Annotated in this window: 15 protein-coding genes, 1 tRNA gene and 1 pseudogene; 8 read left to right on the forward strand and 9 right to left on the reverse strand. The window is 70.6% G+C overall.

Annotated features, from left to right (window positions below):
• Positions 1 to 152 precede the first annotated feature (152 nt).
• On the forward strand, positions 153 to 1,151 hold the full coding sequence (locus HN013_RS07695) for a zinc-binding alcohol dehydrogenase family protein (protein WP_312018537.1): 999 nt from the start codon (positions 153 to 155) through the stop codon (positions 1,149 to 1,151).
• 40 nt (positions 1,152 to 1,191) lie between these two features.
• Here the strand turns inward: HN013_RS07695 and HN013_RS07700 are convergent, their stop codons facing one another.
• From HN013_RS07700 to dnaK, 5 genes are all read right to left on the reverse strand, one after another.
• Positions 1,192 to 2,148, reverse strand: coding sequence for an endonuclease domain-containing protein (locus HN013_RS07700; RefSeq protein ID WP_171164445.1), 957 nt, complete (start codon positions 2,146 to 2,148; stop codon positions 1,192 to 1,194).
• A 228-nt stretch (positions 2,149 to 2,376) separates the two neighbouring features.
• Positions 2,377 to 2,847 carry a heat shock protein transcriptional repressor HspR gene (locus tag HN013_RS07705; RefSeq protein WP_249374831.1) on the reverse strand — a complete coding sequence of 157 codons (471 nt, stop codon included), beginning with the start codon at positions 2,845 to 2,847 and terminating at the stop codon, positions 2,377 to 2,379.
• A gap of 5 nt (positions 2,848 to 2,852) precedes the next feature.
• Positions 2,853 to 4,034: a molecular chaperone DnaJ gene (gene dnaJ, locus HN013_RS07710; RefSeq protein WP_171164447.1), complete on the reverse strand. Its 1,182-nt coding sequence runs from the start codon at positions 4,032 to 4,034 to the stop codon at positions 2,853 to 2,855.
• Positions 4,035 to 4,085: 51 nt separating this feature from the next.
• The gene (grpE, locus tag HN013_RS07715; protein ID WP_171164449.1) at positions 4,086 to 4,721 is read right to left on the reverse strand and encodes a nucleotide exchange factor GrpE; all 636 of its coding nucleotides are present in this window, start codon (positions 4,719 to 4,721) and stop codon (positions 4,086 to 4,088) included.
• Entirely contained in the window at positions 4,718 to 6,583 is a 1,866-nt protein-coding gene (gene dnaK, locus HN013_RS07720; protein ID WP_171164451.1) for a molecular chaperone DnaK, read from the reverse strand. Before dnaK ends, grpE begins: the two co-directional genes overlap by 4 nt.
• Before the next feature lie 297 nt (positions 6,584 to 6,880).
• On the opposite strand from dnaK, the gene HN013_RS07725 reads away from it, so the two are divergent.
• The 5 genes from HN013_RS07725 to HN013_RS07745 all read left to right on the forward strand — a co-directional run bounded on the left by HN013_RS07725 (position 6,881) and on the right by HN013_RS07745 (position 12,502).
• Positions 6,881 to 9,151 carry a (Fe-S)-binding protein gene (locus HN013_RS07725; protein WP_171164452.1) on the forward strand — a complete coding sequence of 757 codons (2,271 nt, stop codon included), beginning with the start codon at positions 6,881 to 6,883 and terminating at the stop codon, positions 9,149 to 9,151.
• A gap of 215 nt (positions 9,152 to 9,366) precedes the next feature.
• Positions 9,367 to 9,936 (forward strand): Uma2 family endonuclease, encoded by a 570-nt coding sequence (locus tag HN013_RS07730; RefSeq protein ID WP_171164454.1) that lies wholly within the window; start codon positions 9,367 to 9,369, stop codon positions 9,934 to 9,936.
• Positions 9,937 to 9,992: 56 nt separating this feature from the next.
• Positions 9,993 to 10,493, forward strand: coding sequence for a MarR family winged helix-turn-helix transcriptional regulator (locus HN013_RS07735; protein WP_171164456.1), 501 nt, complete (start codon positions 9,993 to 9,995; stop codon positions 10,491 to 10,493).
• A gap of 61 nt (positions 10,494 to 10,554) precedes the next feature.
• Positions 10,555 to 11,154 carry a hypothetical protein gene (locus HN013_RS07740; RefSeq protein ID WP_171164459.1) on the forward strand — a complete coding sequence of 200 codons (600 nt, stop codon included), beginning with the start codon at positions 10,555 to 10,557 and terminating at the stop codon, positions 11,152 to 11,154.
• A gap of 157 nt (positions 11,155 to 11,311) precedes the next feature.
• On the forward strand, positions 11,312 to 12,502 hold the full coding sequence (locus HN013_RS07745; protein WP_312018538.1) for a YIP1 family protein: 1,191 nt from the start codon (positions 11,312 to 11,314) through the stop codon (positions 12,500 to 12,502).
• Between the two features lie 60 nt (positions 12,503 to 12,562).
• Here HN013_RS07745 and HN013_RS07750 read toward each other — a convergent pair whose 3' ends face one another.
• The 3 genes from HN013_RS07750 to HN013_RS07760 all read right to left on the reverse strand — a co-directional run bounded on the left by HN013_RS07750 (position 12,563) and on the right by HN013_RS07760 (position 13,925).
• Positions 12,563 to 13,060, reverse strand: a complete 498-nt coding sequence (locus HN013_RS07750; RefSeq protein ID WP_171164461.1) for a phosphoribosyltransferase — start codon at positions 13,058 to 13,060, stop codon at positions 12,563 to 12,565.
• A 40-nt stretch (positions 13,061 to 13,100) separates the two neighbouring features.
• A complete protein-coding gene (dcd, locus tag HN013_RS07755) occupies positions 13,101 to 13,676 on the reverse strand; it encodes a dCTP deaminase (RefSeq protein ID WP_171164463.1) in 576 nt (191 codons plus the stop codon).
• 84 nt (positions 13,677 to 13,760) lie between these two features.
• Positions 13,761 to 13,925 (reverse strand): hypothetical protein, encoded by a 165-nt coding sequence (locus tag HN013_RS07760; protein WP_004947509.1) that lies wholly within the window; start codon positions 13,923 to 13,925, stop codon positions 13,761 to 13,763.
• A gap of 257 nt (positions 13,926 to 14,182) precedes the next feature.
• On the opposite strand from HN013_RS07760, the gene HN013_RS07765 reads away from it, so the two are divergent.
• Positions 14,183 to 14,253, forward strand: a tRNA-Gly gene (locus tag HN013_RS07765).
• A 113-nt stretch (positions 14,254 to 14,366) separates the two neighbouring features.
• Here HN013_RS07765 and HN013_RS07770 read toward each other — a convergent pair.
• On the reverse strand, positions 14,367 to 15,284 hold the full coding sequence (locus tag HN013_RS07770) for a methionyl-tRNA formyltransferase (protein ID WP_171164465.1): 918 nt from the start codon (positions 15,282 to 15,284) through the stop codon (positions 14,367 to 14,369).
• Between the two features lie 504 nt (positions 15,285 to 15,788).
• Here HN013_RS07770 and HN013_RS32815 point away from each other — a divergent pair.
• Positions 15,789 to 16,676 (forward strand): annotated as a pseudogene (locus HN013_RS32815) (glycosyltransferase); the annotation flags it as partial.
• Positions 16,677 to 16,770 lie beyond the last annotated feature (94 nt).

Genomic DNA, 16,770 nt, shown 5'->3' on the forward strand with positions numbered 1-16,770 from the left:
GCCGTCTTCGGACGGCCCCGCGGCAGGCGTCGTCGCCCCGCCGTATGACCGTGCTACCTTCATCGCGTGCATAGTGAACGCATTTCTACGTTGAGTGAACACCCCTCTCGTTCCCTTGCGTTCCGTCATCGCCCATGTGAGGAGAGAGCACCGTGACGACCACCCCCGGCACCATGAGCGCCGCCGTCCTGCACGCCCTCGGCCGAACCCCCCGCTGCGAGCGCTTCCCCGAGCCCGTCGCGGGTGAGGGCGAGACGCTCGTCCACGTCACCGCCGCCGCTCTCAAGCCGGTCGACCGCTGGATGGCGGACGGGTCGCACTACGCCCACCACCGCGAGTTCCCCACCGTCGTGGGGACCGACGGCGTCGGGCGGCTCGACGACGGGAGACGTGTCGTCTTCCTCGGCACCCGCCGCCCGCACGGCGGCATGGCCCGGCGCACGGTGGCCCCGGACGGGACCTGGTTCCCCCTCCCCGACGACATCGCCGTGGACGACGTCACGGTCGCGGCCGTGACCAACCCCGGACTGGCCGCCTGGAAGGCCATCATCTGGCGCGGCCGGCTCCGGCCCGGCCAGACCGTGCTCGTCCTCGGGGCCACCGGCACCTCGGGCCGGATCGCCGTCCAACTGGCCAAGCGGTACGGCGCGGCCCGCGTCGTCGCCGCCGGCCGCGACCAGCGGGTCCTCGACGAACTGCGCACCCTGGGCGCGGACGCCACCCTCCGCCTCGACCGGCCCGCCGACGAACTCGTCGACGCCTTCGCCGAGGAGGCCGCCCGCACCCCCTTCGACCTCGTCGTCGACTACGTCTGGGGATCCCCCGCCCAGGCGCTGTTCACCGCTCTCACCCGCCCCGGCCTCACCCCCCTCCAGGAAACCTCCCGCGTCCTGCATGTCCAGGTCGGACAGACGGCGGGCGAACACGTCTCCCTCTCCGGCAACGCCCTCCGCAGCACCGCCCTGGAAATAGTCGGCTCCGGCTCCGGCGCGAGCCCCTCCCCCGCGCAGGCCCTCACCGCCTATGACGAGCTCCTGCGCGGCTGCGCCGACGGCGGCATCCGCCTCGCGATCGAGCAGCTCCCCCTCTCCGAGGTCGAACACGCCTGGAAGACCGCGGGCAGCGCCCGCCGCACCGTCCTCGTCCCCTAGCCGCGCCCGGACGCACCCTGCCCAGGCAGCGGCGGCCCGGCTACGAAGCGAGCCCCCACTCCGCCGGGCTGCCCTCCAGTGCCCGGCGGACCGTCCGCACGAGCGACACCGGCCGGTGGAACACGTCGGCCGCCGTGAACCGCAGCACGCGCCGCACCTCGGAGCACTCCGTCAACTCGTTGTGGCGGGCGGTGTCCCACTGGTGCTGTGCCCTGCTCCCGTGCCAGGCGTACCCCTCGATCTCCACCACCAGCCCCTGGGCCCGGAAGAAGAAGTCCGGGTACACCCTGCGTCCGCCCGGGAGCACCAACTCGGCCTGTGTCTCCGGGTACAGCCCCGCGTCGTGCATCCGCAGCCGGGCGATGGTCTCGGCCGGGGACCCCGCTCTCTCGTCGGCGAGGGACAGCCAGCCCAGCGCCCGTTTCCACCCCCGCATCCCCTTCCCGTCCCGCACCGCGTCCCGGACGGCGTCGAGCAGGGTCAGCGGTGCGCGCGGGCCCCGCTCGCCGGCGGGCCGGCGGCTCACCGCGGAGTCGACCGCCACCAGCGCGTCGTCCCGCGGCCCCGCCCGTAAGAGGTCGGCCAGGGTGCGGGGGACGGTCGTCACCGCCAGACCCGCGCAGACGGTCACCTCGTCCGGCCGCAGCCGGATCCGGTGCAGCACCCCGTCCCCGACGGCCGGGCGGCCGCTCGTCGGCCCGATGAAGTCGAGCCGGTCCACGCGCCGTTCGATGCCGTGCACCAGCGCCGCCGACCAGTGGCTGACCACGAGCTCCGGATGGGCCAGCTGGTGCGCCCACAGGTGCTCCGCGGCCCCGGCCGGCCGCCCGGGTTCGGCGAACGCCCCCGGGCGCACGGCCCGCCACCCCTCCTTCCGCAGCCGGCGGCGCAGCTTGTACCGCGACCAGCCCAGCAGCTCCGCCTGGGACAGCACCACGACACCTCCCTGCGAGCCCGCCAGCGCCGCCAGTTCCCGTGACTCTCCGTATGCCTTCATGTTCACTGAGTGTGACGGCTTCCGTCCCGGGCCGCCACGCCTGTGGAAAAACGGTTCTGGGTGAACGGGGGCGCGTGGAGGGCCTGATGAGGCCGGAAGGCCGCCCCGATCCACCGGTTCCGCACCCCACCCGTCCACACAACAGAGGGGCCCACCACCCTCGCGGGTGATGGGCCCCTCATGAACGAACGGTTCAGCGGTGACGCCGGCGCACCGTGAACGAACGGTTCAGCGGTCCCGCTTCGGCGGCCGCCAGACGACCAGCGCACTCGTCTGCTGCACCTCCTGGTAAGGCACCAGGTCACGCCGGTACGAGGCGTGCACCGCCGCCTCGCGCTGCTGCATCGCCGCGGAGGCGCCGTCGACGACCGCCTGGAGCTCGGCCACGCGCGCCGACAGCGCCGCGACCTGGTTCTCCAGCTCGATGATGCGCTTGATGCCGGCGAGGTTGATGCCCTCGTCCTGCGACAACTGCTGCACCTGACGGAGCAGTTCGATGTCACGGGCCGAGTAGCGGCGGCCGCGCCCGGCCGTGCGGTCCGGCGAGACCAGGCCGAGCCGGTCGTACTGCCGCAGGGTCTGCGGATGCAGCCCCGAGAGCTGAGCCGCGACCGAGATGACGTACACGGGCGACTCATCGGTCAGCTCGTACGGCTGAGCGGGTTCGAAGCGCCGACGGGTGCGGCCGTCGCCGTTCATCGCGGTCACTCTCCCTTCGCCGCCCGGAACAGCTCCGCGCGCGGGTCCTCACCCGCCATGGCGTCGCGGAAGGCCTCCAGGGCGTCCCTGGCCTTGTCGTCGAGGTCCTTGGGGACCACCACCTCCACGGTGACCAGCAGGTCGCCGCGGGTGCCGTCCTTGCGCACGGCCCCCTTGCCGCGGGCCCGCATGGTGCGCCCGTTGGGCGTGCCCGGCGGGATCCGCAGGGTGACGGGGGGTCCGCCGAGGGTGGGTACCTTGACCTCGCCGCCCAGCGCCGCCTCCGGGAAGGTGACGGGCACGGTGACGGTGAGGTTGTCGCCCTTGCGTCCGAAGACCGGGTGGGCGCCGACGTGGACGACGACGTACAGGTCGCCGTTGGGGCCGCCGCGTTCGCCCGGCGCTCCCTTGCCGCGCAGCCGGATCCGCTGGCCGTCGGAGACGCCCGCGGGGATCCGGACCTGCATGGTCCGGGAGGAGGTGGCCCGGCCGCTGCCCTTGCAGACGTCGCAGGGGTTCTCGGGGATCAGCCCGCGGCCCTTGCAGTCGGGGCAGGGGTCGGTCAGCGAAAAGCCGCCGCCCGTGCCGCGCGACACCTGGCCGGTGCCGACGCAGGTCGGGCAGACCCTCGGGGTGCCGGCCTTGTCACCGGTGCCGGAGCACGCCTTGCAGGCCGCCGAGGAGGACATCCGCAGCGGGACCGTCGCCCCGTCCACGGCCTCGGTGAAGCTGAGCGTCACCTCGGACTCGATGTCCTGGCCCCGGCGCGGCTGGGTACGGGTGGTGCCGCCGCGGTTGAAGAGGCCGCCGAAGACGTCGCCGATCCCGCCGCCGAAGCCGCCGGCCCCCGCTCCGCCCTGGGCGCCCCCGAAGAGGTCGCCCAGGTCGAAGTTGAAGGAGCCGCCACCGCCCGGACCGGGCCGGCCCCCCTGACCGAAGACGGCGCCGTTGCCGAACAGCGCCCGCGCCTCGTCGTACTCCTTGCGGCGCTTGGGGTCGGCGAGGACGTCGTACGCCTCGGAGATCTCCTTGAAGCGCTCCTCGGCGGAGGCGTCACCCTTGTTGGCGTCCGGGTGGAACTCGCGGGCGAGCTTCCGGTACGCCTTCTTGATATCGGCCTCGGCCGCGTCCTTGGGCACGCCGAGGACCTTGTAGTAGTCCTTCTCGACGAAGTCCTTCGTGCTCATCCCCGGCGTCCCTCCTCCCGGTCCGTGCGGTCAGTGCCGTGCCTCATCGCGTCAGCCCTCTTCCGGGCCACCGCTCTCCTCGTCCGACTCGCCCTCGCCCTTGGCCTGGGCGCCCGGCTGCGGTTCGGCCACCGCGACCCGCGCGGGGCGGATCGTACGCTCGCCGATGCGATACCCCGGCTGCAGGATCTGCACGCACGTCGTCTCGGTGACGTCCGGCGCGTAGCTGTGCATCAGGGCTTCGTGGATCAGCGGGTCGAAGGGCTCGCCCTCCTTGCCGAACTGCTGGAGGCCCATCTTCGCCGCGACCGTCTCCAGCGACTCGGCGACGGACTTGAAGCCGCCGACGAGCTCGCCGTGGTCACGGGCGCGGCCGATGTCGTCGAGCGTGGGGAGCAGCTCGGACAGGAGGTTCGCCACGGCGACCTCCTTGACCTGCACCCGGTCGCGCTCGACGCGCCGGCGGTAGTTCTGGTACTCGGCCTGGAGCCGCTGGAGGTCCGCGGTGCGCTCGTTGAGCGCGGCCTGGGCCTGGTCCAGCTGTGCCTGGAGGCCTACCTCGACGAGCTCCTCCCCGGCCGGGGCCGGGCCCGCCTTGTCGGCGGGACCCGTCCCCTTCTCGTCGGCCGGCTTGTCGGAGGGAGTGCCTTCAGGCTTTTCGTCGAAGCCCGGGGTCTCCTCCGTCACGCCGACGCACCGCCCTTCGGCTTGTCCTCGTCGACGATCTCGGCGTCGACGACGTCGTCGTCGGCCTTGGCCTGCTGGCCCGCACCGGCGCCCGCGGCACCCTCGGCGCCCGCGGCACCCTGGGCGGCCTGCGCGTCGGCGTACATGGCCTGGCCGAGCTTCTGGCTGACCGCGGCGACCTTCTCGGACGCGGTGCGGATCTCGGCGGTGTCCTCGCCCTTGAGCTTGTCCTTCAGCTCGGTGACGGCGGTCTCCACCTCGGTCTTGACCTCGCCGGGGACCTTGTCCTCGTTGTCCTTGAGGAACTTCTCCGTCTGGTAGACGAGCTGCTCGGCCTGGTTGCGGGTCTCGGCGGCCTCGCGGCGCTTGTGGTCCTCCTCCGCGTACTTCTCGGCCTCCTCGCGCATCCGGTCGACCTCGTCCTTCGGCAGCGAGGAGCCGCCGGTGACTGTCATCTTCTGCTCCTTGCCCGTGCCGAGGTCCTTCGCGGCCACGTGCATGATGCCGTTGGCGTCGATGTCGAAGGTGACCTCGATCTGCGGGACGCCGCGGGGGGCCGGGGGCAGACCGGTCAGCTCGAACATGCCGAGCTTCTTGTTGTACGCCGCGATCTCGCGCTCGCCCTGGTAGACCTGGATCTGCACGGACGGCTGGTTGTCCTCGGCCGTCGTGAAGATCTCGGAGCGCTTGGTGGGGATCGTGGTGTTGCGCTCGATCAGCTTGGTCATGATGCCGCCCTTGGTCTCGATGCCGAGGGACAGCGGGGTGACGTCGAGCAGCAGGACGTCCTTGACCTCGCCCTTGAGGACACCGGCCTGGAGCGAGGCGCCGATGGCGACGACCTCGTCCGGGTTGACGCCCTTGTTGGCCTCGCGGCCGCCGGTCAGCTCCTTGACGAGCTCGGCGACGGCGGGCATACGGGTGGAGCCGCCGACCAGGACCACGTGGTCGATCTCGGACAGCTGGATGCCGGCGTCCTTGATGACGTTGTGGAACGGGGTCTTGCAGCGCTCCAGCAGGTCCGCGGTGAGCTGCTGGAACTGGGCGCGCGTGAGCTTCTCGTCCAGGTGCAGCGGGCCCTCGGCGGAGGCCGTGATGTAGGGCAGGTTGATCGTGGTCTCGGTGGACGACGACAGCTCGATCTTGGCCTTCTCTGCGGCCTCGCGGAGGCGCTGGAGGGCCATCTTGTCCTTGGACAGGTCGACGCCGTGGCCGTTGGCGAACTGCTTGACCAGGTAGTCGACGACGCGCTGGTCCCAGTCGTCACCACCGAGGTGGTTGTCACCGTTGGTGGCCTTCACCTCGACGACGCCGTCGCCGATCTCCAGCAGCGAGACGTCGAAGGTGCCGCCACCGAGGTCGAAGACGAGAATGGTCTGGTCGTCCTTGTCGAGGCCGTAGGCCAGCGCGGCGGCCGTCGGCTCGTTGACGATGCGCAGGACGTTGAGGCCCGCGATCTCGCCGGCCTCCTTGGTGGCCTGACGCTCGGAGTCGTTGAAGTACGCCGGGACAGTGATGACCGCGTCCGTGACCTTCTCGCCCAGGTACGCCTCGGCGTCCCGCTTCAGCTTCTGCAGGATGAAGGCGCTCATCTGCTGCGGGTTGAAGTCCTTGCCGTCCAGGTTGATCTTCCAGTCGGTGCCCATGTGGCGCTTGACCGACCGGACGGTCCTGTCGACGTTGGTCACGGCCTGGCGCTTGGCGACCTCACCGACCAGGACCTCGCCGTTCTTCGCGAAGGCGACGACGGACGGCGTGGTCCTGGCGCCCTCGGCGTTGGTGATGACGGTGGGCTCACCGCCTTCGAGAACACTGACGACGGAGTTCGTCGTACCCAGGTCGATGCCGACCGCACGTGCCATTTCGATTCCTCCAGCTGACTTGAGTGGAACAGGCTCAAGGGTGCAACACGGACGGCGGACTGTCAACGGAGGTGAGCCTGGTGGACTCAACTCTTATGCGGCCCTTATTCGCAGACCCGTCCGCGACCGAAGCGTTCACAGGCCCTTCGAGGGGCGCCCGCGCGACTGAGGGTCGCCTGCGCGACGCAGATCACCGGCGATGCGGGTATATCGCACGCGCGAGAGTGAGTAGTCTCGTACGGACTGGATAAGTTACCGAGTAGTAATCCCGCTCTCGCAGGTCCGAGGAGCCCCTCCATGCAACTCGCCGCGATCATTGTGTCGCTGGTCCTCATCGCGGTCGGCGTCGCGCTGTTCGGCCGTGCCCTCCTCCAGATCTACCGCTTCATGCGGCTCGGCCAGCCCGTCCCCGCCGGCACCCGGACCGGCGACCCCACGCAGCGCACCGTCACCGTGGTCAAGGAGTTCCTCGGCCACACCCGGATGAACCGCTGGGGCATCGTCGGAGTGGCGCACTGGTTCGTGGCGGTGGGCTTCTTCTCCCTGCTGCTGACGATCGTCAACGCCATCGGGCAGCTCTTCGAGGCCGACTGGATGCTGCCGGTCATCGGCGACTGGGCCCCGTACAACGTCTTCGTCGAGTTCCTCGGCACGATGACCGCGCTCGGCATCCTGACCCTGATCGTCATCAGGCAGCTGAACCGGCCGGACAAGCCGGGCCGCAAGTCCCGCTTCGCCGGCTCCAACACCGGCCAGGCGTACTTCGTCGAGTCCGTCATCCTCATCGTCGGCGTCTGCATCTTTATGCTGCACGCGCTCGAGGGCGCCCAGCACCACGTGGACGGCTACGAGGCCTCGTTCTTCATCTCGTACCCGGTCGTCTCGTGGCTGGAGGGGATGGACGTCTCCACGCTCCAGAACCTCACCTACTTCTTCGCGGGCCTGAAGATCGCGACGTCCTTCATCTGGATGATCACGGTCTCGCTGAAGACGGACATGGGTGTCGCCTGGCACCGCTTCCTCGCCTTCCCCAACATCTGGTTCAAGCGCGAGGAGAGCGGCGACGTCGCCCTCGGCGCGCTCCAGCCGATGACGAGCGCCGGCAAGCCGATCGACTTCGAGGACCCGGGCGAGGACGACCAGTTCGGCGTCTCACAGATCGAGCACTTCTCCTGGAAGGGCCTGCTCGACTTCTCCACCTGCACCGAGTGCGGCCGCTGCCAGTCGCAGTGCCCCGCCTGGAACACCGGCAAGCCGCTGTCCCCGAAGCTCCTCATCATGGCGCTGCGCGACCACGCGCACGCCAAGGCGCCGTACCTGCTCGCGGGCGGCGGCAAGACCGCCGAGGGCGAGGAGAAGGCCGGTGAGGAGCAGCTGAAGGACGTCCCGGCGACGGCCCTGGCGGAGGCCGGGCGCCCGCTGATCGGGACGCTCGAGGAGAACGGCGTCATCGACCCGGACGTGCTGTGGTCCTGCACCACGTGCGGCGCCTGCGTCGAGCAGTGCCCGGTGGACATCGAGCACGTCGACCACATCGTCGACATGCGCCGCTACCAGGTGATGATCGAGTCGTCGTTCCCGTCCGAGGCGGGCACGATGCTCAAGAACCTGGAGAAGAAGGGCAACCCCTGGGGCCTCGCCAAGAAGCAGCGCCTGGCGTGGACCAAGGAGGTCGACTTCGAGGTCCCGGTCGTCGGCAAGGACATCGAGGACCTCACCGAGGTCGACTACCTCTACTGGGTCGGCTGCGCCGGCGCCCTGGAGGACCGCGCCAAGAAGACCACAAAGGCGTTCGCGGAACTGCTGCACATGGCCGGCGTGAAGTTCGCGATCATGGGCGGCGACGAGGCGTGCACCGGTGACTCCGCGCGCCGCCTGGGCAACGAGTTCCTCTTCCAGCAGCTCGGGCAGCAGAACGTCGAGATGCTGAACATGGCGTTCGGCGAGGATGCGGAGGAGGGCGTCAAGGTCGAGAAGGCGAAGAAGAAGATCGTCGCGACCTGCCCGCACTGCTTCAACACCATCGCCAACGAGTACCCGCAGCTCGGCGGCGAGTACGAGGTCATCCACCACACGCAGCTGCTCCAGCACCTCGTCGACGAGGGCAAGCTGGTCCCCGTCACCCCGGTCGAGGGCCTGATCACGTACCACGACCCCTGCTACCTGGGCCGCCACAACAAGGTCTACACCCCGCCGCGCGAGATCATCGCCAAGGTGCCGGGCCTGCGGAACGAGGAGATGCACCGCCACAAGGAGCGCGGCTTCTGCTGCGGCGCCGGCGGCGCGCGCATGTGGATGGAGGAGCGCATCGGCAAGCGCATCAACAACGAGCGCGTGGACGAGGCGCTGTCCCTCAACCCGGACATCGTCTCCACCGCCTGCCCCTTCTGCCTCGTCATGCTGACCGACTCGGTCAACGGCAAGAAGAACGACGGCAAGGCGAAGGAGTCGATCCAGGTCGTGGACGTCGCCCAGCTGCTGCTGGAGTCGGTGAAGACGCCGGTGGAGCCGGAGGGCGACGGCGAGACGGCGGACGCGCCGGAGCCGGACCCCGAGCCGGTGAAGTAGCCGCTCCGCGCCCTTCCGTACGGCCGGGTCCCGCGATGGTTTCGCGGGGCCCGGCCGTCGCCGTTCCCGGGGCCCGGCCGTCGCCGTTCCCGGGGCCCGGCCGTCGCCGTTCCCGGGGTCCGGCCGTCGCGTTCACGGGGTCCGGCCGTTGTCAGAGGTGCGTGGGACGATGAAATCGTCAGCGCTCGCAGCACGCACTCGGCAGGAGCCCGGTCATGGATTACGCACGTATGCGCGCCATTGCGGAGGAGTTGCTGGAGCACGCTCCCGACCCGATCGTGGGAGTCGAGATCACCGGTGACGGCATCTTCATGATGATGTCGCCGTCCCGCCCGCACGAGCTCATCGCGATGCGTCTGCGCCGCCAGCTGGACAGCCAGCTCGCCGAAGGGCTGGTGGCACACCCCGGAGGCGAGGTGGAGGACGCCGCCATCGGCAAGCTGCGCCGCCCGGACCTGATCGTCGTGCCCGAGGAGATCTTCGCGGAGGACACCATGGACCCGTTCCACCCTCGGGACCTGTCCCTGGTCGTCGAGATCGTGTCACCGACCAACCACGGCAATGACTACGTCGACAAAATGCGTGACTACCCGCTCATGGGGATCCCGCTCTACCTGCTGATCGACCCGCGGAAGGGCACGCTCTCCGTGATGTCGGACCCGCACGGCACGGATGACGAAGGCCGGCGGAGCTACCGCCAACGGGCCGACTACATCTTCGGCGACAAGGTCCCCGTGGGTCCCTGGACCGTCGACAGCTCCGAGTTCCGCCGGTACCCCGACTGAGCCGGCAACCGGGCGCGCTTGATCTCAACCAAGGTTGAGGTCGTAGCGTCGCACCCATGACGACGACACAGCCCATCAGCCCGCGCCCCGCCGACCCCGCCACCCCCGACGACTTCGCCGCCCTCGCCGCGCAGCCCATCGGCTACTGGAGCGGTGTGGCCCACGACGCCGTCATCCGGCACATCCGGAACGGCATGGCCGGGGTCGACATCACCCAGCCACAGTGGTGGATCCTCAACCAGGTCGCCGGCGCCGGCCCCGCCGGCCGGAGCCGCGAGGAGATCGTCACGCGGCTGGGCGGCACGATCGGGGTCTCGGCGGACGAGATCGTCCGGGCGGCCGACAGCCTGCTCGCGCGCGGCTGGCTGTCCGCCGACGGGCAGGGTTCGCTCCTGCTGACGGACGCCGGGCGCGAGGCCAAGGCCCGCACCAAGAAGCTGGTCGACCGGATGCGGGCGGAGATCCACGAGGGGATCACGGACGAGGAGTACGTGGCGGCGCTGCGGGTGCTCCGGCGCATGATCAGCAACGTCGAGGCGGCGGGCGGAGCGCGATAGCGGGCCGAACTGAGTACGCGTACTCAGGACACGGCCACCCCAGGAACGAACACTCGTTCCTATGATCGTTCGTCCGCGCCACCGTCGCCTCGTCCCGCAGCTCGCCGCCCTGCTCTGCGCCGCGGGCGCCCTCACCGCGTGCGGCACGGAAGGCGCGAACGGCACGACAGGCACGGACGGGGCAGCGGGCACTCCCGGCGCGGCGGCCGCGTCGGGCGCACCAGGATCGTCGGACGCACCGGGCTCGTCCGCCCCTTCCGCGTCCTCCTCCCCGGCCGGGGGCGTCCCGCCCCACGCCGAGCCCGGCGACGGGGCGCCGCACCACGCCGAGAACCACGCGTACCGCGGCACCGTCCCGCTCACCGCGGACCAGCAGCGCAAGGGGGACGCCGAGGCCGCCCGGGTGTGGACCGCCCTGGAGAGGCTGCGGACCGCGAAGACCACCGAACCGCGGACCGTCGGCCCGGCGCTGCGGCGTCTCGGCTACGGAAAGGACGCGGTGACGGTCAATCCCAACGGCAACGGAACGTCGTACCGACTCGCCCTCCCGGACCTCTGCATGAGGGGGACGGTCGACGCCCTGAAGGTGCGGGTGGTGATCCACGGCCAGTACATGGAGGGCGGCGGGAACGGCTGCACGGAGCCGCGCGGGGGTCACTGACGACCCATCGGACGCACGGGGAGAGCGAGCGAAAACCCCTGGCGGGTCGCCCTTTTCCCGGAGCTTTCCCCTAGGGGATGTCACAGCTCCGCAGCAAGCGGCCCCTGCCACCCCCGCTCTGCACCACCGTCCTCCGGGACGGGGTACGTTCGAAGGCGTGGCTGGATTCAGGATGGGACGCGGCAGGGACTCGGACGACGGGAACGCCGCTCGGCAAGGACAACACACCGGGCAGCAGACCCCGTACGGGGGCGGCCCGTACGGCGCGGGCCCGGCCGGGGGGCACGGAGGCACGCCCGGCCACGGCCCCGGCGGGCAGGGCGGATACGGCGGCGGCTGGGACGGCCGGCAGTGGCAGGGCGGGCAGGGCAGTCAGGGCGGCCCCGGGGGGACGGACGAGCCGGAGTACCTCGGCGGCCATCCGCCGCAGGGACAGGGCCGGCCCTACCCGGGTCAGGGACAGGGCAGGCCCCACCCGGGTCAGCCGTACCCGGGCCAGAGCCCGGCGCAGCCGTACCCGCAGGGCGGCCACGGGCAGCCCGGCCCGTCGTACGACCCCTACGGACACCCCGGTCAGGGCCAGGGCCCAGGTCAGGGCCCAGGCCAGGGCCGGAGCCCCGGCCAGGGCCCGGGCCCCGGAGGCACCCAGCAGTTCGGCATCGGGGAGGCCCCCGACGCGTACCCCACCCACGGCGGCCCCCGGTACGGAGACGACTCCTACGACGACGGCTACGGCCAGGGCCACGGTGACGACGACGCGTACGGCGACGCGCACACCTACAACGGCCCCCCGGCCCCGCCCCCCGGCCCCAAGCTGCACTGGAAGGACCTGCTGAAGGGCCTCGTACTGCGCCCGTCCGCCACCTTCTGGCAGATGCGCGACCACGCGATGTGGGTCCCGGCCGTCCTGGTGACGTTCATCTACGGCCTGCTCGCCGTCTTCGGCTTCGACAAGGCCCGCGAGGACGTCCTCAACGCGACGTTCGCCAACAGCATCCCGCTGGTGCTGGTCGCCGGAGTGATCGTCCTGATCTCCGGGCTGATCCTGGGCGCGGTCACCCACACCCTCGCCCGTCAGCTGGGCGGTGACGGCCTCTGGCAGCCGACCATCGGTCTGTCGATGCTCATCATGTCGATCACGGACGCCCCGCGGCTGGTCATCGCGGTCTTCCTCGGCGGCGACAACCCGGTCGTGCAGCTGCTCGGCTGGGTGACCTGGCTGCTGGCGGGCGTGCTGTTCACCTCGATGGTCAGCAAGTCGCACGACCTGCCCTGGCCCAAGGCGCTGGGGGCGTCGGCGATCCAGCTGATCGCGCTGCTGTCGATCATCAAGCTGGGCACGCTGTAGCCGTCCCACGCGAAGGCCCCGGTCCGTACCCATGGACCGGGGCCTCCGAAACGACAGCTGCTACGCGTCGAGGACCTGGCCCTCGCGCCGCACCACCGGCGGCTCGACGCTCCACGGGAAGTTGATCCACTCGTCGGTGCGCTTCCAGACGTACTCGCACTTCACCAGGGAGTGCGACTTCTCGTAGATCACCGCGCTGCGGACCTCGGCGACGTGGTCGAGGCAGAAGTCGTGGACGAGCTTGAGCGTCTTGCCGGTGTCCGCGACGTCGTCGGCGATCAGGACCTTCTTGTTGGAGAAGTCGATCGCGTTCGGGACGGGCGCCAGCATGACCGGCATCTCCAGGGTCGCGCCCACACCGGTGTAGAACTCCACGTTCACCAGGTGGATGTTCTTGCAGTCCAGCGCGTAGGCGAGGCCACCGGCGACGAAGACGCCGCCGCGCGCGATGGACAGGATGATGTCGGGCTCGTAGCCGTCGTCCGCGACGGTCTGGGCCAGCTCCCGGATGGCCTGCCCGAAGATCGGGTAGGTCAGGTTCTCGCGGATGTCACTCACTTGCTCTTCGCCCTGTTCCCTGGTCGTCGGACCTGCGCGGTCAGACCTGCGTGCGATGGAAATTCTGGAAGGACCGCGACGGCGTCGGCCCGCGCTGGCCCTGGTAGCGGGAACCGTGCTTCGCGGACCCGTACGGGTGCTCGACCGGCGACGTCAGCCGGAACATGCACAGCTGCCCGATCTTCATGCCCGGCCACAGCTTGATCGGGAGCGTCGCCATGTTCGACAGCTCCAGCGTCACATGACCGGAGAACCCCGGGTCGATGAAGCCGGCCGTCGAGTGCGTCAGCAGCCCGAGCCGGCCGAGGCTGGACTTGCCCTCCAGCCGCGACGCGACGTCGTCGGGGAGCGTGATGACCTCGTACGTCGACGCGAGCACGAACTCGCCCGGGTGCAGGATGAACGCCTCGTCCCCCTCCGGCACCACCTCACGGGTGAGATCGGCCTGCTCCACGGCGGGGTCGATGTGCGGGTACCGGTGGTTCTCGAACACCCGGAAGTAGCGGTCGAGGCGCACGTCGATGCTCGACGGCTGCACCATCGATGCGTCGTACGGGTCGATCCGCACCCGGCCGGCGTCGATCTCGGTCCGGATGTCCTTGTCTGAGAGAAGCACGGGTCGAGGATACGCGGAGAAGAAGAACGACGCGGGCCCGGTCCTGACCGGACCGGGCCCGCGTTGCCGCTCACCGCGCGGTGATCAACGCTTCTGCTGCCCCACCGGCACCGAATGCCGCAGCCGGGCGCAGCGCGGACAGCGCAGCAGCCGGCCGGGGCCGATGCGGCCGGGGCCGAGGTTCTGCATCGGGAACGAAGCGGTGCTGAACACGTGCCCTTCGGCACAACGGACGACGGTGCGCTCCATCGAGTCCCTTTCCCCATGAACGTGAAAGACAAAAGCCACATTAGGGGATGTATAGGACGCACTCGCACGCGGCACTCCCACCACCCCCGGACCGGCTCCCCGCGCCACACGGTACGCCCCAACTCCCGCACCCCACGCCCGCGTCCCCACTCCTCCCACACCACCCGCGCATACGGAAAAGACCCCTGCGGCATGTGCGCCGGGGGCCTCGGATGGGGTACAGTGTGCGACGATGCGACGCCTTGAGGGGCGTCCTCGCGGGCGTAGTTTAATGGTAGAACATGAGCTTCCCAAGCTCAGAGCGCGAGTTCGATTCTCGTCGCCCGCTCTTGCACGAAGGCCCAGGTCAGCGACCTGGGCCTTCTTCGTTGTCCGGACCGGTTCAGCCGCCGCGTGCCAGATCCGCACCGGACGGCCCGGTCCGGCGCCCCGACGCGGGGCTCACTCCAGCCGGTGTCCCGGGCGGAGGAGCTCGGTGGCGCTCACCGGGGGGCCGTCCTCAGGGCGGACTTCGAGGAGGACGATGCCGTCGGCGCCGGGTTCCCAGCTGTGGCCGCAGGTCACGGTGGCGCCGCCGTCCGTGTGGCGTACCACCAGGCCGGGGGTTCCGCGGTGGGGGCGGGCGGGGCGGGCGGCTCGCTTGATGTAGAGCTTGCGGCCGGCGGAGAGGCACCAGGCGTTGACGAAGGGGTCGCTGTGGGCCCGTACGAGATCGAGAAGGCGCCTGGTGGGCAGGGCCCAGTCGATGCGGGTGTCCGCCTCGGTGATGCGGTGGTAGAACGAGGGTCCTTCCGCGGTCTGGGGTACCGGGAGCACCCCGGACTCGGCCCGTTCCAGTGCGGCCAGCACGGCGCCCGGGTACTCCTTCAACAGCCGCTGCTGCACGGTGGTCGCGGTGTCGTCGTCGTCGATGGGCACGGTGACCTGCCAGAGCACAGGGCCGGTGTCCAGCTCCGGGTCCATGACGTGCACCGTCAGACCGGTGCGGCTCTCGCCGTTGCGGATGGCCCAGTTGACCGCGCCGAAGCCCGCGTAGCCGGGGAGCAGCGCGTCGTGGACGTTGAGCGGAAGCAGTGCGGGTATCTCCAGTACGTGCTGCGGGATGATGGTGCGCCAGTTCGCGGACACGAGAACGTCGGGGCGTGCGGCGCGTACCGCCTCGACCACGTGCTCCTCGCGCGCGTGGCGGGCCTCCAGGACAGGTAGCTCCAAGTCGGCGGCGACTATGCCCACATGCGGTTCGTTCAGACGGCTGAAGCGGGTCGGGTGGGTGACGACCAAGGCCGTCTCGTGCACGGCGGTGATCCCCGCCAGCACCGTGGCACCGATTTCCCCGTAGCCAAGAAATACGATCCTCATATCTCAGAGATGTCCTTTCCCGGTACAGCCACACCAGAGCCTGGCGGCAGGTGGGTTCTCGCGGTGGACAGCGGGCGCGGACCGAGCCGGCTCCAACCCGCCCGGCTCCAACCCGCCTCCTCCAGCCATACCGTGTCCGGAGCGCGCCCGCCATATGCGGACCTGCCGTTGTCGGCGGCCTGCCCCGAGAGGGAAGCGGGGCGCCCTGTAAGGGTGAAGACCCCGCACATCCGTCACTGATCCGGCGCGGATGAATACGATGGACCGCCCGCGCTCGCCGGGCGCACCGGCAGCAGGGCGCAGGGGGCAGGGGGCACCTCCTTGGAGACGATCTTCCGGAACGCCTCGCTCGCCGTGGTCGTGCTCTCGGTGATCTACACCGTGCCGCTCATCACCCTCGGCGTCCTCTTCGCCCGCCGCACCGGCCTTTCGTTACGCGGCCAGTTGGCGTCGGAGGGCGGGCCGCCCGCCGTCCCGCCCGCCGGGTGGCGTGTGTTCGTCCTGGTGCCCTGTCTGAACGAGGAACGGGTGGTCGCCACCACGGTGCGGTGCCTGCTGGACTCCCAGCCAGGGGTCGGGGTGGTCGTGATCGACGACGGGAGCGACGACGCCACGGCCGAGCGCGCCGCGGCCGCGGGCGGCGACGGGATCACGATCGTGCGCAGGACGCTGCCCGAAGCCCGCAGGGGCAAGGGGGCGGCGCTGAACGACGGGCTGCGGGAGGTGCGCCGCCGGGTCGAGGAGGAGGGGCTGGAGCGTTCCCGGGTGCTGGTGTGTGTGCTGGACGGTGACGGCAGGATGACGCCGGGGGCCGCGGCCCGGGTGGCTCCGCTGTTCGAGGATCCCGGTGTCGGGGGCGCCCAGTTGGCGGTGCGCGTCCGCGACCGGGGTCACTGGGCGCTGCGGCTCCAGGACCTGGAGTTCTGGGGGCTGAGCGCGTTGAGCCAGTTCGGGAGAGTGGCCACCGGGTCGGTGAGCCTGGGCGGCAACGGCCAGTTCACCCGCCTGTCCACCCTGGACACCGTAGGCGCGCGGCCGTGGTCGGACTCGCTGACCGAGGACCTGGACCTGGGCATCAGCCTGGCCGTGCACGGCTGGTCGGTCACCTCCACGACCGGTGCCTTCGTCTCGCAGCAGGGCCTGACCGACCCGCGACGTCTCCTGAGACAGCGCACCCGCTGGTACCAGGGGCACATGAGCGCCATCACCCGCCTGCCCGAGCTGTGGGCCAGTCCGTCCGTCGGGGCCATGACCCGCCTCGAACTCACGGGTTACCTCCTCATCCCCTACGTCATCACCCTGCCCTGGTCCGTCCTGCAGCAGTACACGCTCGTCTCCGTCGTGCGGGCGGGTGCCCCGAGCGAGACCGGCTGGTACGCGCTCTCCGCCGCCAACTTCCTCACCTGGGCCCTGCTGTACTGGCGGCGCACCGACGACCTGCCGGCCTGGAAGGCCGTCGTCTGCTCCTGCGCCCAACTGCTGTGGA

The organism is Streptomyces sp. I05A-00742, from assembly GCF_013055795.1.
GTDB lineage: Bacteria > Actinomycetota > Actinomycetes > Streptomycetales > Streptomycetaceae > Streptomyces.

Coding starts and splice junctions, on each gene's coding strand:
- HN013_RS07735 (WP_171164456.1), top strand. CDS start 9,993: ATGACGACGACACAGCCCATCAGCCCGCGCCCCGCCGACCCCGCCACC.
- HN013_RS07725 (WP_171164452.1), top strand. CDS start 6,881: ATGCAACTCGCCGCGATCATTGTGTCGCTGGTCCTCATCGCGGTCGGC.
- HN013_RS07760 (WP_004947509.1), bottom strand. CDS start 13,925: ATGGAGCGCACCGTCGTCCGTTGTGCCGAAGGGCACGTGTTCAGCACC.
- HN013_RS07705 (WP_249374831.1), bottom strand. CDS start 2,847: ATGAACGGCGACGGCCGCACCCGTCGGCGCTTCGAACCCGCTCAGCCG.
- dnaK (WP_171164451.1), bottom strand. CDS start 6,583: ATGGCACGTGCGGTCGGCATCGACCTGGGTACGACGAACTCCGTCGTC.
- HN013_RS07770 (WP_171164465.1), bottom strand. CDS start 15,284: ATGAGGATCGTATTTCTTGGCTACGGGGAAATCGGTGCCACGGTGCTG.
- HN013_RS07740 (WP_171164459.1), top strand. CDS start 10,555: ATGATCGTTCGTCCGCGCCACCGTCGCCTCGTCCCGCAGCTCGCCGCC.
- HN013_RS07730 (WP_171164454.1), top strand. CDS start 9,367: ATGGATTACGCACGTATGCGCGCCATTGCGGAGGAGTTGCTGGAGCAC.
- dnaJ (WP_171164447.1), bottom strand. CDS start 4,034: ATGAGCACGAAGGACTTCGTCGAGAAGGACTACTACAAGGTCCTCGGC.
- HN013_RS07700 (WP_171164445.1), bottom strand. CDS start 2,148: ATGAAGGCATACGGAGAGTCACGGGAACTGGCGGCGCTGGCGGGCTCG.